Here is a 26890-nt window from a genome sequence, read left to right as displayed (position 1 = left end):
AAACCGCCAGATTCCAATCCCACTTCCACTCCATTCCCCTCTGCCTAGTGAATTTTATAACTGTAAGTGGTAAAAAGTAGGTGGTGAGTAGTTTGCATACACTACTTACCAATTTCAACTTACAATTCACCTTTGCCCTAATTAACCAAACCAATGTTCAAAACTCTAGCCCAATCCTTCAAATCCCACTTCTCCACTACTCCTATTGTGGCTTTTGCTCCGGGAAGAATAAACTTGATTGGCGAGCATACCGACTATCAGGAGGGATTCGTCTTTCCGGCGGCTGTGGAAAAAGGGATTTGGGTAGCAATTCAAAAAAACAACCTGCCTGTTTGTCAGCTTTATTCGCTTGATTTTGATCAGGAATTCAAATTTGAGTTGCAAGCATTTTCGCCTAAAAAAGGACACTGGGCAACCTATGTAATGGGAATGGTAGCCTTAATAAAGCAAGCTGGCTATGCCATTCCGGGTTTTGATATGGTGATTGGGGGAAATATTCCGGTGGGTTCGGGACTTTCATCATCAGCAGCATTATCCGTAGCTATTGGCACAGCGCTTTCCGGTCTTTTTGATCTTAAGATTCCCAAAAAATCCATTGTACTTTACGCACAAAAATCCGAGCATCTCTTTGCAGGAGTAAATTGTGGAATCATGGATCCTTACGCCTCTGCATTTGGAGTGAAAGACAAAGCACTTTTGCTCGATTGCAGAACCAATACCCATGAAGAAGTTCCAGTGATTTTGGATGACTATTCATTGATTTTGGTGAATACCAAAGTGAAACATTCCTTGGCTGATTCTTCCTATAATCAGCGAAGAGCATCTTGTGAGGAGAGCGTAAGAATTCTTCAAGGCGATTACCCAGAAATAAAAACGCTAAGAGACCTTTTAGTTTCGGATTTGGGGAAAGTTGAAAGTATCTTGTCTCCTGCTCTTTTCCAAAAAGCAAAACACGTCATCACCGAATGCAAACGTGTCCATGATGCCGCAAACGCCTTGAAAGATGGCGATTTGACAAGATTTGGAGCCCTCCTTAAAGCTTCGCATCAAAGCTTGAGTAAAGATTTTGAAGTCAGTTGTGCTGAATTGGATTTTTTAGCAGAAAAATCGTGGGGCTTAATAGGAGTGCTAGGATCCCGAATGATGGGTGGAGGATTTGGTGGCTGTACAATAAACTTGGTCAAAAGTTCGGAACTAGATGGATTCAAATCACAAATCACAAGAGCCTATTCCGTCCAGTTCGGAATTACCTGCGAATTCATTCCAGTGATGGTCAGTTCCGGTGCCAAACTAATATGATTTCTTTGACCTTTCGTCGATAGAATCTCGCTGTTTGTCTATTAAAACCCCGTATTTTCAGGCCTTTATCCTGCAGTTCGGGTAATTTGCCTAATTTCCCCCAAATTTCAAACCTTATGTATTTACCCAAAAACCTACGTAGTTTTTTACTACTAGCTATGTTGATCGGAATGGGCCTTTCGTCTTGCAATAAAAAACGAGAAGGTGATCCAAAAATCCTGGTATTCAGCAAAACTACCGGATACTATCATACCTCTATTCCACAAGGGATTGCTGCAATCCAGAAACTTGGAGCTGAAAATGGCTTTCAGGTGGATACCACTAAGAATGCGGAAAATTTCAACGAAGAAAACTTAGCGCAATATGCCGCTGTGATATTTCTCAGCACCACAGGAGACGTGTTGAATACTATTCAGGAAGCAGACTTTGAACGCTATATCCAATCAGGAGGCGGATTCTTAGGAATCCACGCAGCGGCGGACACAGAATATGAGTGGGGATGGTACAATCGACTAGTAGGCGGTTATTTCGCAGATCATCCTGGCATTAATGACCCACATCCAAATGTCCAGCCAGGAAAAATCACCAAAACAGGTGTGAAGCATCCATCTGTGGACTTTCTACCTGAAAGCTGGGAGAGAACGGACGAATGGTACAGCTTTAAGCAGATAAACCCTGACACTAAAAAACTTTTTATGCTGGATGAAGCTTCTTATCAAGGCGGACTTGATATGGGCGAACACCCCATTGCTTGGTATCATGATTTTGACGGTGGTCGAGCTTTTTATACCGGAGGTGGACATACAGACGAATCATTTACAGAGCCAGAATTCTTACAGCATCTCTTAGCTGGCATTCAGTATGCTATCGGTGATAATGAGCAGCTTGATTATTCAAAAGCCAAATCAAAGCGAGTCCCTGAAGAAAACAGATTTACTAAAACCAAACTTTCTATAGGTCAGTTTACCGAACCTACCGAAATGACCATTCTTCCTGATTTGGATATTCTTATTGCACAGCGAAGAGGTGAAATAATGCTTTTTGACAACGAAACTCAAGAGCTAAAAGAAGTTGCCAAATTGGATGTGTATTGGAAAGCTGAAGTTCAAGGTGTAAATGCAGAGGAAGGATTAATGGGTCTTCAGAAAGATCCTAATTATGCGAAAAACAACTTTGTATTTGCATTCTATGCGCCAACAGGTGACAAGGAAATCAATAGACTTTCTCGATTTGTATTCAAGGATGGTGTCTGGGATATGGCTTCAGAAAAAGTGATTTTGGAGCTTTACTCTCAACGCAACATTTGCTGCCACACTGGGGGATCTATTGCTTTTGACAAGGACGGAAATCTGTTTCTCTCCACTGGCGACAATTCCACTCCTTTCAACCAAAACGATTCAAAGTATATGCTTGCAGGCTATGCGCCTGTGGATAGCCGCGAGGGAAGAAAGCAATGGGATGCAAGAAGAAGCTCCGGTAACTCCAATGATTTGAGAGGCAAAATCCTTCGGATCAAAGTAGCTGATGACGGTTCATACACCATTCCTGCCGGAAACCTTTACCCGGCTGGAAAGGAGGGAACCCGTCCAGAGATCTTTGTTCAGGGAAATAGAAACCCATACAGAATCTCAGTTGATCAGAAGACAGGCTTCCTCTATTGGGGTGAAGTTGGTCCTGATGCTAGCAATGATTCCCTAGATAATAAAGGCCCGAGAGGCTATGATGAAGTCAATCAGGCGAGAAAAGCCGGCAATTTCGGTTGGCCTTACTCCATTGGAGATAATTACATGTATCGAGAGTTCGATTACGAGACCGGTGATACCGGATTTGTTTTTGACTCAGCCAAGCCAGTTAATAATTCTCCAAACAATACGGGATTGAAAGAACTGCCAGCAGTGCAACCTGCTTTCATTTGGTATCCTTATGCTGCATCACCGGAATTTCCTCAATTGGGAACAGGCGGAAGAAACGCGATGGCGGGTCCTGTTTATTATTCGGATATGTACCCTTCCGATACAAGATTCCCGGATTACTATGATGGAAAACTCTTCATTTATGACTGGATCAGAGGATGGATCAAAGCGGTCACTATGACTTCAACTGGTGATTTTGACAAAATGGAGCCATTTATGCCTGGTACTAAGTTCAATGCCCTTATCGATATGGAGATGGGTCCTGACGGAAAGATTTACGTTTTGGAATATGGGAATGGATGGTTTAGTAAAAACCCAGACTCCGGGCTTTCCAGAATTGACTTCAATGGGGGAAATCGTGCTCCTGTAGTTTCAAATCTTACGGTAGACAAAACATCCGGAGCTAATCCACTCACAGTTACCTTTACGGCTACTGCCACTGATCCGGAAAACGACCCAATTTCCTATGTTTGGAACCTTGGCAATGGAGAAACGAAAACAACCCAAGAGCCTACTTTGACTCACACATTCAATAATGTAGGAGATTTTGAAGTAACGGTAACAGCCAATGATCCCGGAGGATTAGCTGGATCAAGTATTCCTGTGTCAGTTTATTCAGGAAATACTGCTCCAGACATTCAGATTACCATAGATGGCAATCAATCTTTCTATTTCCCAGGCAAAAAAGTTTCCTACACCGTGTCTGTATCAGATCTGGAAGATCCTGCTGCAAGCTCCGATCTATCTACTCTTTATGTCTCTGCGGACTACATCTCCGGAGTGGATATGGCCGAAGCAAATATGGGACATAAAGTAATGAGCGAAGCCATGACAGGAAAATCACTGGTTCAGTCCCTTACTTGCAAGACTTGCCATAAAGAAGCGGAAGCATCTGTTGGCCCTGCTTATACAGATGTCGCAAAGAAGTACCGGGAAAGAGACAGAAACTACTTGCTCAATAAAATTAAAAATGGCGGTGGTGGAGTTTGGGGAGAAACAGCAATGCCTGCAAACCCTGACTTAAGTACAAATGATGCTAACGCCCTGGTTACCTATATACTTTCCCTAAGAAATGAGGCTAAACCAAGCCTTCCTTCAAAAGGAACAGTGGAGGCTACTTTAGGTAAAGCACCATCGCCAACCGGTGCTTTAATCATCTCTGCAACATACACTGATAAAGGAGGCGATAATATCAAACCTTTGACAGGTGCTAATTCTGTGATTTTGACTTCAAACTCTTTGGATATGGCACTGACCTCCGATTATTCGGAATATACGAAGATGGTATTTGATGGTCGTCACCTACTCAATGTACCAAAGGAAAAGGGGTCATTTGCATTACCTGCGGTGGATTTGACAGCTATTGGATCCGTCACCTTGATGACAGCTTCTCAAGAGCCCATAGCAATGCCAGTAAATTTTGAAATCAGACTGGATAGCCCAACCGGTGAAGTTATCGCTCAAGGTGTACATACTCCGGGAGAAGGATTCCAAGCACCTAACATGCCGATCCGGATGCATCAAGCTTCACTTCCTGTCACTGGAACTATAAATGGGAAAAAGCACAAGTTGTATGTGGTCAGTGATGCAAAAGGAGCAGAGTTTGGAACGTTTATTTTGATGGGAATTACGTTCAATACGAAGTAAGAATCAGATCATTTATTAACGAAAAAGCCATCCTGATTTGATCAGGATGGCTTTTTTTATATACGGTTTTTGAATTACGATTTACAGCCTTTTGAGTAGAGGTATCGTCTAATACAAAATCAATTTTTTGTCAGTCTAAGCTAAGCTTTATTCTTAGGTTGGAATCTGATTCTCAATCAAATAATTCTAAGTGAGAATGGATGAAAATGGATAACAAATTTCGAATATCGAACTCTAAATGTCGAATACTGAACATCCTGACATCCAGACTTTCACGCCTCCCAACTTCCTTACTTCCCAACCTCCCAGCTCAATTATTTCATAGGAGAAAAAGGCAAAGCTTTGTAGAAAATCCCGTCCACTTTTTCCACAATTTTACCGGAAGCTTCAGATGCATCACGAGCTTTGACCCACTCAGGATCTACTCTGAATCGGTCAAAAGCAGCATTGAAAGCCTCTTTGTTATCATGACCCAATAAATAAACCAACTTTGGCTGGGCACCATCCTTTTCCACTGTGATCCAATAAGGGTAATTTCTCAAACCTTGTTTGGCGAACAAATCTCGGGTATTATCACGGAATCGGGTCTGAATATTTTCGATTTTTCCAGGAAAGCAATGGTAAGTTCTCAACTGAAAAATTCCACTCTTTTTTGGCTTCTTGTGGTCGTTCAGGTTATTGGCCCAAACCATGAAAACTTGATCCACTTTTTGAACCAAGGGCCCATTAGCTTCAGAAGCTTTGAATACTGTTTGCCATCTTTCGCTGTTTGCAAATTTGTTCCAAAGTACATCTCTGGAAGCTTGATCTGGATAGCCAATGATAAAAGTTAAGGTCTTGTCCGGATTTTCTTCGGAAATGAAATAAGCGACATTTTCAATTCCGTTTTTCTTGAAGATTTTGAGTGTATGCTTTTGAAATCGCTGGATAAGCTCAGGCATTTTACCCTCTGCGGCGGTATAGGTTCGCATTTCAAAATACTTGGACTTGATGCCTTGCTGGGCAAAGACACTTGCTGAAATCAGCATGGTTAGGATTAGTGTGAGAAGTTTCTTCATTAGGTTTAAGGGGTTTAAGGATTGAAATACAATAGAATATTGTTGAAATATTGTGGAAATACAATAGAAATAAAAACCTCCTTCGGAGGTTGAAATATTTTTATATGCAACAAAAGGATAAAACCTCAAGACTTAATCTCGATGACTCGATGTGGAATATATTTCGCCGTAGGCATATTTCGCTTTTGCATTTTTCGCGAAGCACTGTTATTTCTTCCAAGCTCTATAAAGTGCCGGACTTAATGCGATTACAATGGTCAGCAAACCGAATGTTTCTCTGTTTTCCTCCATTTGTTGAGTTTTCATAGTGAGGTCTTTTTGGGCCCATTCATCAGCGATCCAATCTCCGACTCCTCCCGGGAACATATAAATAGCCCCTAAAATGCAGAGAACGATAACAATGGTAAGAGGGATTTTTGGGAAAATACCACGAATTCCAAACAGACAAAAAATCATCGCCACTCCGTAAATACTTATCCAAACCTCTGGATCAGGATCATTAAACTGCAAATAGGCAAACACGGCAAAAATAAGTAACCAAATTCCGTAATAATACTTGTTAAACTTCATAGATTTTATGGGTTGGATGTTATAAAACTAATCAATTTCAAAATCAATCTATCAGGCAAGGGATAAATGGTCGGTGAGAAGTTTTTGAACAAAAAATCCCAGTATTTTCGGTAATAAAATCCAGATCCATTTTTTATGGAAATCCAATTCAAATTGACAAAAACAGACGCAGAGCTCCGGGGAATCTTGGACCTTCAGAAGCTGAATCTTCTAGGTGAAATTTCCGAAGAAGAGAAAACTAATCAAGGGTTTGTCACTGTTCAGCATAACCTTGACCAACTCCGGCTGATGCATGAACTTGAGCCACATGTGATAGCTAAGGAAGGAGAAAAAGTTATTGGCTACATCTTGGCTATGACCAAGGAATCCCGGGATTTGGTTCCCGTATTGGTTCCGATGTTTGAGCAGTTTGATCGTTTGATTTTTGAAGAGAAAAAATTATCAGCTTATGACTACATGGTTATCGGGCAGATTTGCGTAGGCAAAGGGTATCGGGGTCAAGGGATTTTTGACAAAATGTATGAGCTCTATCGAAGCACCTTCTGTAGCCGATATGATTTTGCCATCACAGAGATCGCACTTACCAATTTCCGTTCACTCAAAGCACATCAACGGGTGGGATTTAGGACTATTCATGAGTTTGAGGACACAACTCAAAAGTGGGCCATTGTTCTTCTAAATTGGAAGTGAATAAAGCAGGTCAGAGAAGGATAGTGTGGCCTCAATTGAATTGTAATTTTCTCTTACTTATAGGGTAATAAGTAAAATGATTGGGTAAGGAGAACGGGGATCTATGGATTCCCGTTTTTAATTTCATTCCTTTTCTTTATAAATTGAAAATAAAAAATCCCATGAAATCGAGCCTGTCTGCAGCAGGCAGGAATGACCCAAAGTGACACACAGAAGGATGTTTATCAAACATGCGAAGATTCCAAATGGTCCATTAAAAACAATTATTATCATATGAAATCGAGCATGACCCAAAGCGACGCACAGAGGGATGATTATAATACATGCGAAGATTCCATGTAGCCTTTAAAAAACAAATTATAAAGACATGAAAACCCGAGTCAGTGTTTCTGTAAATGAAAAACTTGCTAAAAATGCTGAAAAGTATTCTAAGCAAGAGGGAAAATCCTTGTCATTACTTTTTGAGGATTTTTTAAAATCACTAATTGAGGGAGATGAGATAGAGGATTTCACTCCTCATTCAAAAGAACTAATGGATTTAATTGAAAAAGACCCTCCTGTTCAGGATTTGGGAAACGACAAAATCCATATTGCAAATTATTTGAAACAGAAATATGATTGATCTTTTTTTAGATACTGATGTGGCTTTTGATTTTATCTCAGGGAGAGAGCCATTTGGTACACATTCCAAAAAGATTTTATTGTTGCACAATTCACAAGAAGTTTCTTTTTCAATTTCCTCCTGCTCAATTCTAAACTTAATTTATTTGAGCAGCCAGACCTATAAACTGATTAATTGGGAAAATAAATTGAACGCCTTTCTAAGATCATGCCTTTGGTTGGACACCTCCAAGGAAACTTTCTTTAAAGCCATGCTTTCTCCAATTAAGGATAAAGAAGACGCTGTCCAATATTTTACAGCGCTTGAAGGAGAATTCGATTATTTTTTGACGCGTAATAAAAAGGATTACCAATCAATTTCTCATTCCATTGAAGTGATTTCACCTACGGAGTTTCTTGAGCTTCGGGGAAAAGCCTAAACACCGGATTTTGCCGATGGGCTTTTCGAATCAACTCCTCGAATTCCACAACTTTCTCAGGATATTCCACTGATAGATTCTGAGTTTCCCCAGGATCGACAGAAATGTTATAAAGCTCAACAGCTGTTTTTTCAGCGTCTTTGATATGGTATTTGACCAGTTTCCAACCATCTTTTAGCATTGCTTGCCTACCTCCCAATTCATGAAATTCCCAGTACAAATGATCATGAGAAGCTTGTTCAGTTTTACCCAAAATTGATGGCAACATGGAAATTCCATCAATCTGGTCAGGCGCGCTTTTCCCCACCAACTCAGCAAAAGTTGGTAACCAATCCCAAAAAGCTGAAACGTGATTGGATGTGCTACCTGCCTTTACTTTTCCCGGCCATTTGACAATTGTAGGAACCCGGATTCCACCCTCGTATAAATCTCTTTTGTATCCACGGAAGATACCATTACTGTCAAAAAAGTCCGGATCGGCTCCTCCTTCCCGATGAGGGCCGTTGTCCGAGGAGAATATGATCAGCGTATTCTCACTCAGCCCCAAAGCTTCCAATTTATCAACTACCTCTCCCACTATTTTATCGATTCGTTCCACCATCGCGGCATGTGTGGCATGAGGAAAAGGTTGAGATTGGTAAGCGGGTATCTTCATTTCGGGCCCATAGTCACCACCTGCGGGACCGATATGCGGTGTCTCTTGTCCAAATTTCTGGCGGTATTTCTGAAAGATCTCATCATCCGGCACAGCCAATTCCGCATGCGGCATCACGATGGGCATAAACAGAAAGAAAGGTTTGGACTGATTCTGATCGATGAATTCGAGTGTTTTTGATTGAATAACATCCGGCGCATAGGTTACCTTATTTGTCCAATCATTACCTGCAAGCTCCACCTTCATCTGATTTTCCCAGAGATAAGCCGGATAGTAGCGATGCGCATAGCGCTGACACAAATACCCAAAAAATGTATCGAAACCCTGCCTGGAAGGATGGCCGGAGGTTTCATTCATTCCCAATCCCCATTTCCCAAAAGCACCGGTAACATAGCCTGCCTCCTGAAAAACTTTACTTAGCGTCATCAGCGTATCTGCCATAGGAAATTGACCCTCAGGCTGAACTTCGCTATTACCACGGATGGGCGTATGGCCGGTATGCAAACCAGTCAGCAGGGCAGATCGAGAGGGAGCACACACGGTCGAACCTGCATAATGATGTGAGAAAAACATGCCTTCCGCTGCGAGTTGATCGATGTTTGGTGTTTCAATGTACTGCTGTCCCAGAAAACCCACATCCCCGTAACCCAAATCATCGGCAAGTATAAATATTACGTTTGGAGGCAGATCAGTAGGTTTATCTTCTGCTTTTTTGCAAGAAGTACTTCCAATAAGAATTAGGAATATCAGGAAACGAACAGGCATAGTCTGGATTTTTTTCAGAAATTAAACAAGACAATCTAAAACTCCAGCCTGCTTCCGCATTTTTCCATGAAAAAACACCTTCTATTCACAATTTTATTGTTGTTCAGATTCTCCAGCAGCACGTTTTGTCAGGACAGAATCCCTGTTATCGTCTCCACAGATATTGGGGGGGATGATCCAGACGATCACCAATCCTTAATTCATTTTTTACTTTATGCAAATCGATTTGAGGTTTTGGGAATTATTTCTTCCCCTCCGGGAAAAGGGCGATTGAGTGATATTGAGGAAGTTATTGAGGCTTACGAACGGGACTTTCCCAAACTGAAAGCAAGTGGATTAGACTATCCTTCTCCCATTCAATTAATTAATGTCTCAAAGCAGGGAGAAATAGAAATTCAAAAAACCGAAATGCCTGAGCGGCTAAGTACAGGAGCAGAATTTATGGCGAAGCAAATTTTGGATTACGGCAAACCAGTGTATGTTCTGATTTGGGGTTCGATCACCGACTTGGCTCAGGCGGTTCATTATTTTCCCGAGATCAAACCGCTGATTCGGGTTTACTCCATTGGGTCTTGGAATACACAACAGGATCAAAAATCTAGGGATTATCTCTGGAATAATCATCCTGATTTCTGGTGGATCGAAAATAATACCACCTTTCGGGGGATGTACATGGGAGGAATTCAGGAAGATCCTTGGGAAAATATCTCATTTGTTGAAACTAGTGTGAAAGACTTTGGAGCCTTGGGAAAGCTTTTCTTCGAGAAAAAGCCTGACATCAAAATGGGGGATACACCAAGTGTCCTTTACCTGCTAAATGGAAATCCAGAAAATCCTGAAGGGGAAAATTGGGGAGGTTCATTTATCAAAAGTCCCGACAGGATGAACTATTGGACTGATCGTCAAGAGCCTGAATTGATCGAAAACAATCGACCCGGAGCGAAAACCGTCAATCGCTATCGATTGGAATATTTGAAGGACTGGAAGGAGCGGATGAAATTATTGCGATGATTCTCTAAAATCCTTTGAAAAATGGGAAAATCACTTATGAAAACAATCTTAATTGTTGTTTCAAAAAAAAAAACGTAACTAGAGAATTCTTATCACTTTTCAGCGAACTTTTAAACCGCACATACCTATTAAAATTGGTCACTTAGTTTTAATTCTTGTATGCATCTTTTTTTCCTGTAATCAAGAAGACGGTGAACCTGATATCAGGAACTTTAATGGAGAAATGACCGTGCTTTTCAACGGAGAAGAATGGAAATCTCCAATAAGGTTTTATTTGCAAAAACAAATAACCTGTTCGCCTGGTAATTCAATTATCCCGCTTGGATTCGGCTTTGCTGCTTATGACGAAAGTGGTTACTTTCAACGAATATTAGATTTGGGTTTTATTCTTCCCACCACTGAAATCCAGTCAGCTCAAGAATTACTCAAAAATACATCTCAAAATAATCCAAATTTCGCAAATACAGTAGGTCAACATTCACGACCCGGCTACATCACTACCATAGGTTATGATGCGATAAGTACAGTTTACCTATTGGATTCCGAATTAAGGGAAAGCAATTTCCAGTTAACGCATTATGATTCTGACAAAAAAGAAATCCACGGAGTATTTGAACTGGAGTTTTTTCTTTCATCTAAAAGTTCAAGTGAACCCAATGCTCCTGATCGAATTAAATTTACCCAAGGGAAATTTGTAGCCAAAGCACCGGAAGAATGGTTTCAGTGGGGAAGAAAATGTGATCCCCGATAAAAATTAGATTGCCTAAAAACAGAAACGGGAAGAAATTCTTGCGAAAATCTTCCCGTTTAACGACTTGAATACCATAGTCTTCAAATCATTTCAAGCTACAGTTATTATGGCTATTCCCAGTTACCCAGGTCAAAACCGATTGTCTGAAGTAGCTCCGAAGAGCATGTCCCAGTTTTCAGATACCTTGTTGTATTTCTGCGGTTGCCCGTCTCAAACTTTCCTTGCGAAAAGCTCCTTCATACCCAGTATCCTGATTTTGTCCGAAGACTCAATCTTGGGCCGATCTTTAATGCACTTCTGCGGTGGTCCGTCTCAAACTTCTGCAGCTAAGCAGTCGTTCCTTTGTGCCCGATGATATGCGCTTTAATCCCGAAGGATTTTAGCACTGATTAATCCGTTTGTCGCATTTCTGGAGTTACCTCTCTCAAAAGGTCAATTTCTTAACCTTTCCTTCATGCCCGGAAATTTGAATAGCTCCGAAGAGAAACTCAAACTCAGCTCATCGCTTTTGGCACTCTGCGGTTACCCGTCTCAGAAATTTTTCCGAAGAAAAACTCCCCTTTGCGCCCGATCTCAACCTTTCAAAACAACGATCCGAAATCTTATTCTCGGCCTTTTTATCTCTTACTTGATGATTTAAAGTTGCCTCATTCACAGACAGATTCCAATTTTTTTTAGAGTTTTTTCCCCACAATTTTCCCCCAGTTTTATTGCTTAAAAGAACAGATTATCCACAGAAATAATCGGATTTATCCACAGAAACTGGAATTATCACCTGATTTTTGATCCAAAATCAAAATATCCTAGTCCGCCCTTCTTTTTGATCGCAGTTCAGCTTAATTTCAAATTTGATCTAAACAACACCAAACCCAAAAATTCATGTCCAACCGAAGAACTTTCATCAAATCTTCAGCATTTCTAGCCGGAGGATTGGCGCTCTCGCCTTCCATTCTCTATGCAAAATCCCAAGTAGCAGCAAACGACAAAATCCGCGTGGCTCTAGTCGGTTGCAATAACATGGGCTTTGGAATTCTTCGTCATCATATTGCGCTGCCTGAAGTGGAATGTGTAGCGATCTGTGATGTGGATCAAAACATCCTGGACAAGCGAATTACCGAAGTGGAAACCGCTACGGGAAAGAAACCTCAGCGATTTACAGACTTCAGGAAACTGCTTGAATTAAAAGACCTTGACGCCGTCATCATCGGTACGCCGGACCATTGGCATTGCCTTATAGCTGTGGCTGCCTGCCAAGCCGGAAAGGATGTCTATGTCGAAAAACCCATGGCCAATTCGATCGGGGAATGTGATCTGATGGCAAAAGCGGCAGCAAAACACAGCCGTATTATGCAAGTGGGGCAGCAACAACGCGCAGGAAAGGCCTTCACCGAATCCCGGGATTTGGTAAAAAGTGGCTATGTTGGCAAAATTCGCAAAGTGAATATCTGGTCTAATTTCAACTATGGCTTGGGAAATGAATTCAAACCTGCGACAGCTGCACCGACAGGCGTTGACTATGATTTTTGGTTAGGACCGGCTACAAAGCGAGACTTTAATCCGAATCGTTTCCATGGCAGTTGGAGACATTTCTGGGATTACGGAGGAGGATTGATGGCGGATTGGGGTGTGCATTTGCTGGATATGGCAATTTGGGTAGAGGATAATCCCAGCGCACCGGGCCATGTGATGACCTACGCCTCGAATGTGAATAAAGAAAACCGGGATCGGGACACCTTTGATACGATGAATGTGCTCTATCCCAAAAAGGACTTCCTGATCAACTATGATATGAATGGAGGACTTCAAACAGGACCTTATGGCAAACCTTACGGAATTGCCTATGTGGGTGATTTAGGAACTCTTGTCGTGAACAGAAGTGGCTATGAGATTTATCCGGAATGGGATACGACAGCCAAAGCCAATAAAATCGAGGCAAAAAAACTGGAAGGGACGACTGAATCGCATAACCTCCACGTGGCCAACTTTGTGGAATGCATCAAATCCCGAAACGAACCGAGTTGCCCACCTGAGGCAGGTCGCATTGCCGCACTGCATGCCCACATCCCAAACATCGCCGCCCGAGTTGGGGCCGAAAGCTTGGTTTGGGATGATGCCAAAAGACAGTTTATTGGGAATAAAGAAGCAAATGAATTGATCTTTCCAGAATATCGGGCTCCTTGGAAATTACCTAAAATTTAGGCTTCGACTACGCTACCAATGACAGGGTATGTATTATTTGGTAAATTGTTCAAAAACCAAATAATCATTCGATATGTCATCTCCATTTTGTTAATCTAAGATTATTCAGACTCAGCCTGACATTCGACTACGCAGAGCCTTAATACGATCTGTAAATTTTCACTTCACAAAACCTGCTGCTTCGGGAGAAGCAGCACAACCTTCAGTCTTCCAAACCTCCAAACTTCCCTACCTCCAAACTTTTTTCAGCTTTCTGGCTTTAAAATTCTCACTTCAATGCTATTCTCATCAAATACGCATCAGCCGTCATATACAAGTACTTTTCATCGGAATCAAACCCACAGTTAGCCGTTCCGTTTTCCGTTAGGATTGAACCCAAATGCATTCCATCCGAACTGATTACCAAAACTCCGCCAGGACCGGTTGCAAATAGCACTCCGCTAGAATGAACTTTCAGACCATCAGGAAGCCCTTTTCTGCTACTACTTTGAAGTGAAGTAGCATCAAAAAGCACTTTTCCGGAAATCACATTTCCCATTTCATCCAGATTAAATGCGTAATAACGAGCCTTCTTAGAATCAGATTGGGCCACATATAGCACTTTTTCATCAGGACTCAAGGCAATTCCATTTGGGCGACTTAGCGAGTCCACCAGTAAATTCAATTTCCCGTCCTTATCCAATCGATATACACCTTGGATATCCAGTTGCTTCTCATCCCAAGGATCCATTCCGTACGGCGGATCGGTGAAAAATAATTGTCCTTTGGAATTGAATACCAAATCATTAGGACTATTAAAGCGCTTGCCTTCATATTCGGTGACCAAAGCTGCAAATTCAGGTTTTGGTGCATCAAGAGAAGCGAGCATTTTCCCGATTTGTCGCTCTCCATGCTGGCAGAGGATCAAATTTCCTTCTGCGTCAAGAGCCAAACCATTTGCTCCTGGTTCCCGCTTGTCGGTTCGGTCGCCAAGATATCCTGATGGAGTCAAGTAAAGCGAAAGACTGTCTTTTTCCGTCCATTTCCAGATTTTGTTGGTAGGAACATCAGTGAAAATCAAGGCCTGCTGATCTTCCAGCCAAAGCGGCCCTTCCGCCCATTCGAAACCTGAAGCCAGAACTTCAATTTTGGCATTGATGGGAATCAGTACATTGATCGCTGAATCCAGCCTCTCGACCGAACCGGTGGATTGGAACTTTGGTCTTTGGGCTTCCTCTTGAATTTTGGAATTGGAGCAGGCTGCTAGAACAAAAACAGTCAAGAAAATTGCATTCCTCATGATCTTTTGGGTTTGGAAAAGAAAGTTAAACCAATCCCATCAAAAGTCCGAATCCATTTAATTTACCAATTCAATAACATCCAACTTCATAAATTAATTGAAATTTGTGAAGTCAACTTCATAAATTTAGCTAAATTTGTGAAGTTAGATTCATAAATTTGCCTAAATTTGTGAAGTCAGACTCTTAAATTAAAATCTGGAAGCCTCGTGAACCTATCTCGAACCATCATTTCTCAACTCGAAGATCAGCTTTTCAAAGGAAAAGTTCTGATCCTCTATGGTGCCAGAAGGACCGGGAAAACCACTTTGGTAAAACACCTGCTTGGGAAGTTTTCTGAAAAATCGGCCTATATCAACTGTGAGCTTCAGGAATACAAAGACGCCCTTTCTACCACTAATTCAGGGATTTTAGGTGAATTTATTGGGAATCGGGAGCTGATCATTTTTGATGAAGCACAACACATTTCGAATATCGGTTTGGTGTTAAAGGTACTCGTTGACACCTTTCCGCAAGTTCAGTTTATAGCAACTGGTTCTTCAAGCTTTGAGCTTTCGGGAATGGTCTCCGAGCCACTGACAGGCAGATCACGGCAGTTTTTGTTGCTACCTTTTTCCCTAGAAGAAATCGGTCAGTCGCTCAATCCCATTCAGATCAAAGCCAATCTGCCCAATTTCCTTAGATTTGGACTTTATCCGCAGGTGTTTAATAGCATTGGGGACGAAAAAATCGAAGAACTCGCAGAGATCTCTTCCAACTACCTGTACAAAGACCTGTTCCAGTTTGAGCAAATTAAAAAGCCGGACTTACTCTTTAAGCTTTTGGCGGCCATTGCCCTGCAGACCGGAAGCGAGTCCTCGCTGAATGAGCTCGCTCAAATCACAGGAACGAATGTGCATACCGTCAAGCGTTATCTGGAACTGCTGGAGAAATCCTTTGTGATTTTCCGACTGAACTCATTCAGCCGAAATCTGAGAAAAGAACTTGCCAAAAGTCAAAAAATCTACTTTTACGATGTGGGAATCCGCAATGCAGTAATCCGAAACTTTAATGAAATGAACCTCCGCACGGACGTGGGAGGTCTTTGGGAAAACTTCTGTATCACCGAACGGATCAAATTCAACCAAAATCATCGAAGGTTTGTCAACATCTATTTTTGGAGGACTTATGACCAAAAGGAAATCGACTACATCGAAGAAAAAGACGGGCATCTGACCTGCTTCGAATTCAAGTTTGCAGAAGGGGCAAATGGCAAGTTCCCTGCAGAGTTTTCCGAGACTTATCCTAATTCAAGCTTTAAGGTGATCAAACCGGGGAATTTCTATGAACTTTATAAGTAAGTTACAACCCACTTGCCTGCGCGTTTTTCCCTCGCTTGGAGATCAGTTTATCCCTTATTTTTTCCCTTCGGAAAAAAGCCAAAGGATCAGCTTCTCCCCCACTTTGGATTCTTGCTTCACGAACCAAGGCTCTGACATCTGTCAAAAATGCATCCTGCAGCACTTCCTGCGCACCAACCACATCACCATCATTTTGACACTGAGTTAACTTCTTTCGATCTACCAAAAGTGCTTTGGCATAAGCCTGAGAAATGGCTTCCAAAGCCTGAATCAAATCTTCCAGTGGATCTTTAGTATTGTGACTGGCATCGATCATCCAGGAAATGCTTTCCCAAGTCTGTGCCTTATCCTCTGCCCCACCTATCAATTCACAGAAAATCAAAAACAACTGATACGGCTTGATACTTCCGGTACTCAAATCATCGTCTCCGTATTTGCTGTCATTGAAGTGAAACCCAGCCAACATATTCTGCTGCATCAGTGTAGCCACGATTTGCTCGATATTAGTATTAGGCAAGTGGTGACCAAGATCCACCAGCACTTTTGCCCGGTCTCCGAGTTGACTGCAAATCAATGCTGAAGTCCCCCAATCCGGAATCACCGTATGGTAAAAATTAGGCTCGTAAGGTTTGTATTCCAATAAAAGCTTCCAATCAACCGGCATACCAGAATAGATTTCATGCAAAGATTCTGTTGTCCATTTCAAAGCATTCCGAAAATGTGCCTGTCCCGGAAAGTTACTTCCATCCGCCAGCCAAACAGTCAGTCCCTTGCTTCCCAAACTTTTCCCAATCTCAATCACATGCAGATTATGCTCTACAGCTTGCTTTCGGACAGCCGCATCTTCATTACTCAGCGAACCCATTTTATAAGTCAAGGGCTGACCATAGTCCTGAAAGGTGTTGCTATTCATCGCATCAAAGCTGATTTGGAGTTCAGTAGCTTTTTGCTTGATTGCCTGTACATCCTGAGAAATATCCCAAGGAATGTGCAGCGAAACCGCATTTGTTCGCTTGGTCAACTTGGCCAAAAGCCCAATATCATCCAGCTTTTCCTCCAAATTTCGAGGTTCGCCACCTATCGAAAACCGGCCAAACCTCGACCCTCCCGCACCCAAAGCCCAAGAAGGAACCGCTATCTGAAAAGCAGCGATTTTGGAGATCAGGGAGTCAATATGTATTCCTTTCGAAGCTAATTGCTCGGTTAGAAGTGAAAGGGATTTTTGGTGGAAATCGGTTGGCATCGTTGGTGTTGGTTATTGGTGTATTGGTTATTGGGTTATTTGTGAGGAGTAAGTAGTAAATGGTAAATGGTGAGAAGTTCTACTTTAGCGATCGACCCTAAAAACAAGGTCGTAAATCGTAAATGGTAAATCGTACTTATCCAAGACGCTATTTCCCTTGAGCGCTCGATTTATTAATCCAAAACGGCGCAGTCACAAACCACAGCACCATCCCGATTCCCATAGACCATTTCATTCTGTCAAGATCCACATCGCCCATATAGAACATTACCGGAGGATAAATAGTCAACATCAAACCCAAGAGAGAACCAAATTTCAAAAGAGTCTTCATACCGCAAGTGATTTAGCAAGTGGATATTTCATTTTTGAAAGCACGATGAAAATGGCTACAGCCACAAACCATCCCGGAAGTCCAAGGAAGAATATTTCCACTCCGTAAAAGAAATTCAAACCCAAACAAAAGACCAAAGTCAAAACCCAACTGAGCAAGGCAGGCAAACTGAAATCGGATCGCGCGTTTAATGCTCCCTCAGACTGGAAACCCATCTTTTTGGAAAAGTAAAAATCCGCAAAAATCACCGCTCCCATTGGCATCAAAAGCAAGCCATAAAGCGCAACAAAATCCAGTAGCTTCATCACCAATGCCGGAAAGCAAGCTGCCAAGCTGGTAATTCCACCGACTATGGCTGTAATCTTCCAAGTGGGGACTTTTGGGAAAATCCCCTGCAAAGCCAATCCTGCTCGATAAATCGTCGGATTGGCAGTAGTCCAACCAGCAATGACCACGCAAATAGCACCTGCTACACCTAAAGTTTGATAAGCAATCTGACCCGGAGCAAATTCCTGGGAACCGATATTGGCCTGAAGAAAAACCGCATATAAAATTCCCGAAGCTATCCATGCTACAAAATGGCCAAGATATACTCCTACAAATGTGTAAAAGCCATATTTCCATGATCTTGCATATCTGAGTATGGTCAAGTCTGACATCCCGATATGCATGGCCATATTACAGAACCAAGCGAAAAATATGATGTGCCAAATAGTAAACTTTGACATTCCAGCCATTGGAATCCCATTCCAAATCACCTCTTGAGCAATTGTGATCAAGCTTTCAAAAGAACCCACACCCAACTGTGCCAAACCCACAATTGCAGCAGCAATGAAAATCAAGATCATCCATGGAGACATGATATTGGCAAATTTGGAAACTTGATTATATCCTTGAATTGCAACCAGCGTAATAACCGCACCCATAAATAATACTATAACAATCCAACCCGGTGTCCTTGGAAGCCAATCGGTCAAGGTGGGCATCTCCAGATTAAATGGAATACCGACTGCGGTTGCAGAAACAGCAATCATCGATCCTGCCAAAAAGCAAAACATCAAGGCATTGACCAGATTGTACCAGCGGACTACATTTTTCCCGGCGATCCGCTCCAGTTGATAATAAAGTGTCATTCGTTTGGAAGCCGCAATGGGACCAGTGATCAAACCCCAACTAAGTACAGCGAGTAAATTCCCGATCAACAAGCCCAATACCAAATCTCCTGCCGTTACACCGTGGGCTACGAACAAAGGCCCAATGACAAACTCAGTACCTGCGGTATGCTCGCCTGCATACATCCCGAGAAAGCTTTTGCCACCTTTTAGGCTAGCCGCTGGAACCGGCGTTCGCTCATATTCATTGGTTCCTCCAACTATCTTTTTGAAGAATCGATTGCTCATTTAAAATTATTTTGGGTTGAATAAAACTAAATGATAATCGCAACCTGTCCTGCCCTGTCTTATATTTTTTCGACCTTTCTTCTCATTTCTAGTTTGTAAAAAGTTAATTAAAGGTTAAATTTTAATGCAGATTTTACTCATTCTAATATCTCGCTTAAATCATCTGGATTTATTTTTCAAAATCACGATTCACTCAAGACACTACAGGACACCTATTGAGTCGTTTTCTGAGAAATTCATCCTATCACCAGTAGACCTGTTAAAATGAATACACCAACAATGAGTTTCAAGCATGTAAGCTACCTATGGGACGAGGCAAAAGCAGAAGCACTCGAAGGAAATGAGGTTGCACTCTTAATTTATCGATCAAATATACTTGGGGCGGATCTTCGAATAACCAATTATGGTGGAGGAAATACTTCCTGCAAAACCATGGAGCTAGATCCCCTCACCAAAGAACCTGTTGAGGTCATGTGGATCAAAGGCTCAGGGGGTGACATTGGCACCATGACGAGATCTGGCTTGGCAGGATTATATGTAAATAAACTCAGATCCTTAAACGGTATCTACAGAGGAATTGAATTTGAAGATGAAATGGTGGGCTTATTTAACCACTGTATTTATGATTTGGACTCAAAAGCCCCATCTATCGATACACCATTGCATGGTTTTTTACCATTTAAACATATTGATCACCTACATCCTGATGCTGCCATTGCTATCGCTGCGTCCAAGGATGGAGAAAAAATCACCCAAGAACTTTGGAATGGGTCAATTGCTTGGGTTCCTTGGCAGCGACCAGGTTTTGATCTAGGCCTGCAATTGAAAGAAGCCCTTGACAACAATCCTGGAATCCGCGGAATCATGCTTGGAGGTCATGGACTTTTCACCTGGGGAGATACTGCTTATGAATGCTATATAAACAGTCTTGAAGTAATCGAAACAGCCTCCGCATATTTAGAGTCAAATTACGGCAAAAAACGACCAGTCTTCGGTGGCGAAAAAGTAAAATCTCTTGCTCCTGATCAGCGAAAATCTCAAGCTGCGAAACTGGCCCCGATCCTTCGAGGTCTGGCTTCTTCCGAAAAGCGAATGGTCGGTACTTTCAGTGATTCAGAGGTGGTCCTTCAATTCGTCAACAGTCATGATTTGACTAAACTCGCTCCTATGGGCACCAGTTGTCCTGATCACTTTCTGAGAACTAAAATCAGTCCACTCGTCCTTGATTTAGCAGCAGATGCAGATCTCAGCGACGTGAATGGCTTGAAGGAAAAAATTGGAGCAGCGTTTCAGGCTTACCGTGAGATGTACGCTGAATATTACCAGAAACACAAGCATTCTAATAGTCCAGCAATGCGGGATCCAAATCCTGTAGTGATATTATGGCCGGGGGTTGGATTATTTAGCTACGCCAAGGACAAGCAAACCAGTCGTGTTGCCAGCGAATTTTATATCAATGCCATCAATGTGATGCGTGGCGCTGAGGCAGTTTCAGAATATGTTTCCCTTCCGCTTCAGGAAGCTTTTGATATTGAATATTGGCTTCTTGAGGAAGCAAAACTTTCCAGAATGCCAAAAGAAAAACCTCTTTCACGCAAAATTGCACTTATCACCGGAAGTGCTGGAGGAATTGGTAAAGGAATCGCCGAAAAGTTTGTTCAGGAAGGGGCTTGTGTCGTTTTGACTGATATTGATCCTGAAAGATTAGAAGGAGCAGTGGCCGAGTTTCAGAAAAAATATGGCAAAGATGTGGTGCTAGGTGCGAAACTGGATGTGACCGACACAGCAAGTCTTTCAGAAGCCATTCAGGCCACTTGTCTGAAATTTGGAGGAATTGACATCGTCGTCAACAATGCCGGGATTTCGATTTCAAAAGCTTTTGAAGACCATACCGATCAGGACTGGTCAAGACTCAACGATATTTTAGTAATGGGCCAGTATCAAGTTTCTAAGATTGGTGTTACCTTAATGAAGCAACAAGGTCTTGGAGGCGACATAATTAACATCGTCAGCAAAAATGCCTTGGTTGCAGGGCCAAAAAACGTGGCTTATGGCACTTCCAAAGCAGCCCAACTTCACATGTCCAGACTGATGGCCGCAGAACTTGCTGAAGATAAGATCCGCGTAAATGTGGTAAATCCTGATGCTGTTATCGAAAACTCAAACATCTGGGAAGGTGGATGGGCTGAGAATCGCGCCAAAGCTTATGGTATTGAAGTGAAAGATTTACCTCAATATTATGCTAACAGAACTTTGCTTAAAGAAAGTGTGAAAGTCAGCGACATTGCTGATGCTGCTTTTGCATTTGTAGGTGGACTTTTAACTAAAACAACTGGAAATATGCTCAACGTGGATGGAGGCCTTGCGGCCGCTTTCCCTCGATAGATTCGAATCATTATTACCCTGACCTACCCAACCCCAAAACCCAGTAACCTATGCTTCTTGACAAATCCGAAAAAATCGCCGTGGACTCGCGCACGCCGAAGTACCTCCAGGTAGTCAATTTGATTCTGGAAGACATCGAAAAAGGAAAACTCAAAATCGGAGATCGAATTCCCTCCATTAATGAAACTAGTTTTGACTTTTTGCTTTCCAGAGATACGGTGGAAAAAGCCTATAATGAACTTCGGGATCGGGGAATAATAACTTCGGTCAGAGGTAAGGGGTTTTACATTTCCTCCACCCACATGGGAAACAAAGTCAAAGTGCTTTTGCTGTTCAATAAGCTTAGTTCCTATAAGAAGATTATTTACTATTCAATTATTGAAACTCTCGGTGCTGATGCTACAGTAGATCTGCAAATTCATCATTACAATAGGAACGTGTTGGAGGATTTATTGGAAACCAACATCGGCCATTACAATTATTATGTTTTGGCTCCTCATTTCTTTGACAACTCGGGTCGTCCCGAAACCGGCTATGATTTGGTTAAACGCATCCCAAAGGAAAAATTATTGATCATTGACCGGGCTGTAAAAGATCATGAAAATGAATTCCCAGGCGTTTATCAGGACTTTTCAAAGGATATTTTCGAAGTACTGGAGTCTGGGATTTCACATTTGAAAAAGTATAGCAGACTAATTTTGGTTTTTCCAAAAGGAGATCTTTATCCTATTGAAATAATGGATGGATTTAAGCGGTTCTGTTTCTTCCATGATTTCAAAAATCTAATTGTAGACGGAGTAGATTATGCCGAACCTCTTGACCAGGGAGACTGTCATATCGTTTTAGCAGAAACCGACTTGGTTAATATCATCAAAAAATCAAGAGAACAAATGCTGAAGCTTGGAAGGGACGTCGGAGTAATATCCTACAATGATACTCCGCTGAAAGAAATTCTGGCTGATGGGATTACTACGATCTCTACAGATTTTCAGCAAATGGGTAGGACGATCGGCCAACAGATTTTGGGCACCGAAGATCGCATTCCGATCAAAAATCAATTTAGAATGACCTTGAGAAAGTCTTTGTAATAGAACTGGATAATTGGAAGATTGGGCGAAAACTTCGGCATTCATTATCCGATGTTCGATATTCATTATTTAGAAATTGGAAGAACATATCCGCTGAGGCGGATTGAAAGATTAAAATATTCAAAAGTTTACCAAGTGACGCCTGATAACCTTTGTTTCTTAGGAACACTTCCAAGGCCTCGTAAATCGTACTTCGTTAATCTTAAATCATAAATGTCTAAAACTCCAGTCACTGCCGTCTTTGACATCGGAAAAACGAATAAAAAATTCTTTCTTTTTGATGAAAATCTAAAAGAAGTATTCAACTCCTACACTCGACTGGAAGCCATTCCGGATGAGGATGGTTTTCCAAGCGAGCCGGTTCTTCCCTTAAGAGAATGGATGTTGGAGACTTTTCGCGAAGCGCTTAATTCAGAAGAATTTGAAATCCAAAAACTCAATTTCTCAGGACATGGAGCTTCATTTGTCCAAACTGACGAAAAAGGAGAGCCTGTCACACCGCTCTACGACTATCTTAAACCCTTTCCAGAGGATTTATTGAATCGGTTTTACAGTGAAAATGGTGGGAAAGCAGCCTTTTGCCAGCAAACATCCTCCCCTCCTTTGGCTATGCTCAACTCAGGGCTTCAACTCTATTTCTTAAAACACACCAAACCTGAATTCTTCAAAAAGGTCAAGCATGCCTTGCATCTGCCCCAGTATCTGAGTTTGATTTTCACTGGAGAAATGGTGTCAGATTATACGAGTATTGGCTGCCACACAGGTCTCTGGGATTTTGCTAAAATGGATTATCACGATTGGGTCAAAAGAGAAGGAATTGAACCGCTTCTTCCGAAAATTCTTCCTGGAAATTCTCTTTTGAAAACAAAGCCTGGACTTGGTGGCATTCCCTGTGGAATTGGTGTTCACGATTCTTCTGGAGCACTTTTGCCTTACCTAAAACAGGAAACAGAACCCTTTGCGCTTCTCTCCACCGGTACTTGGGCCATCACCATCAATCCATTTAACAAAACAGCCCTGACAGAATCAGAACTCTACAAAGACTGTCTCCAATTTTTAAGCATCACGGGGCAACCCATCAAGATATCCCGGTTATTCATCGGAGAAGAACACAAGGTTCAAGTAGAAGAAATGTACGCACATTGGCAGCTTCCTCTTGGCACTTATAAAAAACTGAAGTTTGATGAGTCCCTTTACCAAAAAGTAAGTCAAAACCATATCAAGCGAATCGGTTTTCATTATCTAAAACCATCAGATTATGGTATGGAAAAAGCCGATTCCACTGACTGGAGCAGCTTTTCTGAATTTACAGAATCCTATTACACATTCCTCCATGAGCTAACTGAAATTCAGGTAGCATCTATCGAACTTGTACTAAAGGGTGCTCCTGTTTCCAGGCTTTTTGTGGACGGAGGATTCAATGCCAATGTCATTTTCCTGGAGATGTTGCGCAAAAAACTCCCAAATATGGAGATCATTCCGAGTGACTTTCCAAATGGATCCGCATTAGGCGCCGCAATGCTGGTGAATATGGAGGCATGAGTTAACTTACCAAAGATGAAGACTAATTCCCCAACTGTTGCTCTATTTATTCCTTGCTATGTGGATCAATTCTACCCCAAAGTAGGAATTGCCACACTGGAATTGCTGGAAAAACTAGGCTGCAATGTGAGCTATCCATCAGGACAAACCTGCTGCGGGCAACCTTTGGCCAACGCAGGATATGAGCGGGATACGATCGGGGCTACCCGGCATTTTATCGAACTTTTTAAAGATTTTGATTACGTGGTGGCTCCATCAGGTAGCTGTGTATTGCATGTCAAGGAACATTCACCTCAAGTGCTTGGATTGGAAAAAGAACAGGAAGAACTCCATGACAAAGTTTTCGAATTGACTGAATTCATTACGGATATTCTAAAAGTGGAAAAGTTGGAAGGTACTTTTCCTCATCGAATTGGTTTCCACGCTTCCTGCCATGGACAGCGAGGACTTCGTCTGGCCTCTAGTTCTGAATTGAACCAGAATCCATTCAACAAAGCCCGAAAACTTTTGGGAAATCTGGATGGTTTGGAATGGGTGGAGTTGACAAGAACAGATGAGTGTTGTGGATTTGGGGGGACATTCGCTGTCACTGAAGAAGCGCTTTCGATACGGATGGGAAAGGACCGATTGGAAGATCATATCCAACATCAGGTAGAAATCATCACGGGTGGTGATATGTCCTGCATCATGCATTTGGAAGGAATTGCGACCCGAGAAGGGCAAAAACTGAAGTTTATGCATGTTGCTGAAATCTTAAATCAGGCCATCTCATGAGTCATCCCGAAAACGCAACTGAATTTCTAAAAGATCAAAGCAGATCCAAATGGCATGATGAAACACTTTGGTTTGTCCGTGACAAGCGTGATCGAATCAGCAAAACCATTCCTGAATGGGAGCAGTTGCGTGAATTAGCTTCGCAAATCAAAGACAATGTCTTAGCCAATTTGGGTTCCTATCTGGAAGATTTTGAAAAAAATGCGTTGCAAAATGGCATCAAAATCCACTGGGCTGCGGATGCTGAGGAGCACAATCAGCACGTTCTGCGCATTCTGCAAGAGAAAAACTGCAAAGCGATTGTCAAGAGTAAATCCATCCTGACAGAAGAATGCCACTTGAATCCTTATTTGGAAAATGAGGGAATCGAAGTGGTAGACACAGACTTGGGAGAGCGGATTGTTCAGTTTCTCAATCAACCACCAAGCCATATCGTACTTCCTGCCATTCACTTGAAAAAGGGCGAAATCTCCGATCTTTTCCACGAAAAACTTCATACCGAAAAGGGAAATCACGATCCAACTTACTTGACTCAAGCGGCTAGGATTCACCTTCGGGAAAAATTCCTAGGTGCAAAAGTTGCCATAACAGGAGTCAACTTTGGAATCGCTGAGACAGGTGAATTTGTTGTCTGCACCAATGAAGGGAATGCTGATATGGGAGTTCACTTGGCAGATATCCACATCGCCTGCATGGGGATTGAAAAAATCCTTCCGCGAAGAAAAGACTTGGCTGTATTTCTCAGACTACTTGCCCGCTCAGCTACGGGTCAACCTATCACCAATTATAATTCACATTTCAGAAGTCCATCTCCTGGAAAAGAGATCCATATTATCTTAGTCGATAATGGGCGTACGGCTCAGCTGGCACGTGAAAAATTTAAGAATTCGCTCAAATGCATCCGTTGTGGTGCCTGCATGAACACTTGCCCGATCTACAGAAGAAGTGGTGGATTTAGCTATGGAAGTACTGTTCCGGGACCGATCGGTTCGATTTTATCTCCGGGTCTGGATATGAAAAAGCACAGCACGCTTCCATTTGCCTCCACGCTTTGTGGTAGCTGTTCGGATGTCTGCCCAGTGAAAATCAACATCCACGAGCAGCTTTATGAGTGGCGGCAAGAAATCACCAAAACTCATGGAGAATTCGGAAAAGGACTTTCGATGAAACTTGCAAGCGGAATATTCAAAAGTCCTTTGGCGTATAAAATCTCAGGAAATCTGATGCGCTCGGCACTTAAAGCCTTGCCAGATAGCCTGATTTATCATCCGCTCAATACTTGGGGGAAAAGCAGAAACCTGCCTGACACACCGAAGGAGACTTTTCAGCAATGGTATCAAAAGAATCGATCATGAGCAGTAGAGAGAAAATACTATCAGCCATTGCAGGAGTCTCAACCGGTATAAAAATTTTACCGGAAATTCCAGATTTTCGAATTCTAGGCAATCTAGAAGAACTTTTTATACAATCCATTCTTGGGAATAAAGGCGAAGTTATTTCCAAAGAAGAATTTGAAAGTTGGCTTCCTTCCATGCATTTTTCCACGGTAATTTCACTTTCGTCTCATTTTAAAAACCAATCTACCTTATCACTCCCCGAAAATCCTCATGAGCTGGAAGATCTTGGATTGGCGATTTTGGATGGACAGTTTGGAGTAGCAGAGAATGGAGCAATTTGGCTGGAAGATTCAAATCTTGGACTGAGAGCCCTTCCATTTATTACCGAGCATTTGGTTATTGTTTTAGATCGAAATAAGCTGGTAGAGACGATGCATCAGGGCTATGATCTAATCGGAAATGCAAAATCAGGCTTTGGGCTATTCCTTGCTGGTCCGTCCAAAACAGCGGATATTGAGCAGTCACTTGTAATCGGCGCACATGGCGCTAAAAGCTTGAGGGTTGTTTTGGTTTGA

22 protein-coding genes are annotated in these 26890 nt (G+C 42.1%); 15 read left to right on the top strand and 7 right to left on the bottom strand.

The window, feature by feature from the left end; all coding sequences use genetic code 11:
- The first annotated feature begins 153 nt into the window (after positions 1 to 153).
- Entirely contained in the window at positions 154 to 1299 is a 1146-nt protein-coding gene (locus ACK4HU_RS15845; protein ID WP_409808372.1) for a galactokinase, read from the top strand.
- 116 nt (positions 1300 to 1415) lie between these two features.
- Complete coding sequence (locus ACK4HU_RS15840; RefSeq protein WP_409808370.1) at positions 1416 to 4859, top strand: ThuA domain-containing protein; 3444 nt, start codon at positions 1416 to 1418, stop codon at positions 4857 to 4859.
- Positions 4860 to 5173: 314 nt separating this feature from the next.
- Here the strand turns inward: ACK4HU_RS15840 and ACK4HU_RS15835 are convergent, their stop codons facing one another.
- Complete coding sequence (locus ACK4HU_RS15835) at positions 5174 to 5917, bottom strand: NIPSNAP family protein (protein WP_409808369.1); 744 nt, start codon at positions 5915 to 5917, stop codon at positions 5174 to 5176.
- A gap of 207 nt (positions 5918 to 6124) precedes the next feature.
- On the bottom strand, positions 6125 to 6487 hold the full coding sequence (locus tag ACK4HU_RS15830; protein ID WP_409808367.1) for a transmembrane 220 family protein: 363 nt from the start codon (positions 6485 to 6487) through the stop codon (positions 6125 to 6127).
- 135 nt (positions 6488 to 6622) lie between these two features.
- Here ACK4HU_RS15830 and ACK4HU_RS15825 point away from each other — a divergent pair, with 135 nt between their 5' ends.
- From ACK4HU_RS15825 to ACK4HU_RS15815, 3 genes are all read left to right on the top strand, one after another.
- Positions 6623 to 7177 carry an N-acetyltransferase family protein gene (locus tag ACK4HU_RS15825; protein WP_409808366.1) on the top strand — a complete coding sequence of 185 codons (555 nt, stop codon included), beginning with the start codon at positions 6623 to 6625 and terminating at the stop codon, positions 7175 to 7177.
- A 367-nt stretch (positions 7178 to 7544) separates the two neighbouring features.
- Positions 7545 to 7799 (top strand): DUF6364 family protein, encoded by a 255-nt coding sequence (locus ACK4HU_RS15820; protein ID WP_409808364.1) that lies wholly within the window; start codon positions 7545 to 7547, stop codon positions 7797 to 7799.
- The gene (locus tag ACK4HU_RS15815) at positions 7792 to 8217 is read left to right on the top strand and encodes a type II toxin-antitoxin system VapC family toxin (protein WP_409808362.1); all 426 of its coding nucleotides are present in this window, start codon (positions 7792 to 7794) and stop codon (positions 8215 to 8217) included. The genes ACK4HU_RS15820 and ACK4HU_RS15815 overlap by 8 nt, the downstream gene beginning before the upstream one ends.
- Here ACK4HU_RS15815 and ACK4HU_RS15810 read toward each other — a convergent pair.
- Positions 8183 to 9637, bottom strand: a complete 1455-nt coding sequence (locus ACK4HU_RS15810; RefSeq protein ID WP_409808360.1) for an arylsulfatase — start codon at positions 9635 to 9637, stop codon at positions 8183 to 8185. The two genes, ACK4HU_RS15815 and ACK4HU_RS15810, sit on opposite strands and share 35 nt — an antisense overlap.
- 66 nt (positions 9638 to 9703) lie before the next feature.
- Here ACK4HU_RS15810 and ACK4HU_RS15805 point away from each other — a divergent pair, with 66 nt between their 5' ends.
- From ACK4HU_RS15805 to ACK4HU_RS15795, 3 genes are all read left to right on the top strand, one after another.
- Entirely contained in the window at positions 9704 to 10648 is a 945-nt protein-coding gene (locus ACK4HU_RS15805; protein WP_409808359.1) for a nucleoside hydrolase-like domain-containing protein, read from the top strand.
- Between the two features lie 274 nt (positions 10649 to 10922).
- Complete coding sequence (locus tag ACK4HU_RS15800) at positions 10923 to 11399, top strand: hypothetical protein (RefSeq protein WP_409808358.1); 477 nt, start codon at positions 10923 to 10925, stop codon at positions 11397 to 11399.
- 879 nt (positions 11400 to 12278) lie between these two features.
- The gene (locus tag ACK4HU_RS15795) at positions 12279 to 13598 is read left to right on the top strand and encodes a Gfo/Idh/MocA family protein (protein WP_409808356.1); all 1320 of its coding nucleotides are present in this window, start codon (positions 12279 to 12281) and stop codon (positions 13596 to 13598) included.
- A gap of 268 nt (positions 13599 to 13866) precedes the next feature.
- Here the strand turns inward: ACK4HU_RS15795 and ACK4HU_RS15790 are convergent, their stop codons facing one another.
- On the bottom strand, positions 13867 to 14877 hold the full coding sequence (locus tag ACK4HU_RS15790) for an SMP-30/gluconolactonase/LRE family protein (protein ID WP_409808354.1): 1011 nt from the start codon (positions 14875 to 14877) through the stop codon (positions 13867 to 13869).
- 207 nt (positions 14878 to 15084) lie between these two features.
- On the opposite strand from ACK4HU_RS15790, the gene ACK4HU_RS15785 reads away from it, so the two are divergent.
- Positions 15085 to 16215 carry an ATP-binding protein gene (locus tag ACK4HU_RS15785; protein ID WP_409808352.1) on the top strand — a complete coding sequence of 377 codons (1131 nt, stop codon included), beginning with the start codon at positions 15085 to 15087 and terminating at the stop codon, positions 16213 to 16215.
- Position 16216: 1 nt separating this feature from the next.
- On the opposite strand, the gene ACK4HU_RS15780 is transcribed toward ACK4HU_RS15785, so the two are convergent.
- The 3 genes from ACK4HU_RS15780 to ACK4HU_RS15770 all read right to left on the bottom strand — a co-directional run bounded on the left by ACK4HU_RS15780 (position 16217) and on the right by ACK4HU_RS15770 (position 19189).
- Positions 16217 to 17458, bottom strand: coding sequence for a TIM barrel protein (locus tag ACK4HU_RS15780; protein WP_409808351.1), 1242 nt, complete (start codon positions 17456 to 17458; stop codon positions 16217 to 16219).
- A gap of 148 nt (positions 17459 to 17606) precedes the next feature.
- Positions 17607 to 17789, bottom strand: coding sequence for a hypothetical protein (locus ACK4HU_RS15775; protein ID WP_409808350.1), 183 nt, complete (start codon positions 17787 to 17789; stop codon positions 17607 to 17609).
- Positions 17786 to 19189 (bottom strand): purine-cytosine permease family protein, encoded by a 1404-nt coding sequence (locus ACK4HU_RS15770; protein WP_409808348.1) that lies wholly within the window; start codon positions 19187 to 19189, stop codon positions 17786 to 17788. The genes ACK4HU_RS15775 and ACK4HU_RS15770 overlap by 4 nt, the downstream gene beginning before the upstream one ends.
- A 264-nt stretch (positions 19190 to 19453) precedes the next feature.
- On the opposite strand from ACK4HU_RS15770, the gene ACK4HU_RS15765 reads away from it, so the two are divergent.
- The 6 genes from ACK4HU_RS15765 (at position 19454) to ACK4HU_RS15740 (ending at position 26890) form a co-directional block, all read left to right on the top strand.
- Positions 19454 to 21574, top strand: a complete 2121-nt coding sequence (locus ACK4HU_RS15765; RefSeq protein WP_409808347.1) for a bifunctional aldolase/short-chain dehydrogenase — start codon at positions 19454 to 19456, stop codon at positions 21572 to 21574.
- Positions 21575 to 21624: 50 nt separating this feature from the next.
- The gene (locus ACK4HU_RS15760; protein WP_409808345.1) at positions 21625 to 22662 is read left to right on the top strand and encodes a GntR family transcriptional regulator; all 1038 of its coding nucleotides are present in this window, start codon (positions 21625 to 21627) and stop codon (positions 22660 to 22662) included.
- Between the two features lie 213 nt (positions 22663 to 22875).
- Entirely contained in the window at positions 22876 to 24204 is a 1329-nt protein-coding gene (locus ACK4HU_RS15755) for an FGGY-family carbohydrate kinase (protein WP_409808344.1), read from the top strand.
- 15 nt (positions 24205 to 24219) lie between these two features.
- Positions 24220 to 24978, top strand: coding sequence for a (Fe-S)-binding protein (locus tag ACK4HU_RS15750; RefSeq protein WP_409808342.1), 759 nt, complete (start codon positions 24220 to 24222; stop codon positions 24976 to 24978).
- A complete protein-coding gene (locus ACK4HU_RS15745; RefSeq protein ID WP_409808341.1) occupies positions 24975 to 26333 on the top strand; it encodes a lactate utilization protein B in 1359 nt (452 codons plus the stop codon). Before ACK4HU_RS15750 ends, ACK4HU_RS15745 begins: the two co-directional genes overlap by 4 nt.
- On the top strand, positions 26330 to 26890 hold the full coding sequence (locus ACK4HU_RS15740) for a lactate utilization protein C (RefSeq protein ID WP_409808339.1): 561 nt from the start codon (positions 26330 to 26332) through the stop codon (positions 26888 to 26890). The genes ACK4HU_RS15745 and ACK4HU_RS15740 overlap by 4 nt, the downstream gene beginning before the upstream one ends.

This window comes from Algoriphagus sp. (assembly GCF_046296635.1).
Classification (GTDB): Bacteria; Bacteroidota; Bacteroidia; order Cytophagales; family Cyclobacteriaceae; genus Algoriphagus.
Note: the sequence above shows the minus strand (reverse complement) of the source record. Positions and strands in the feature narration are given on the sequence as shown.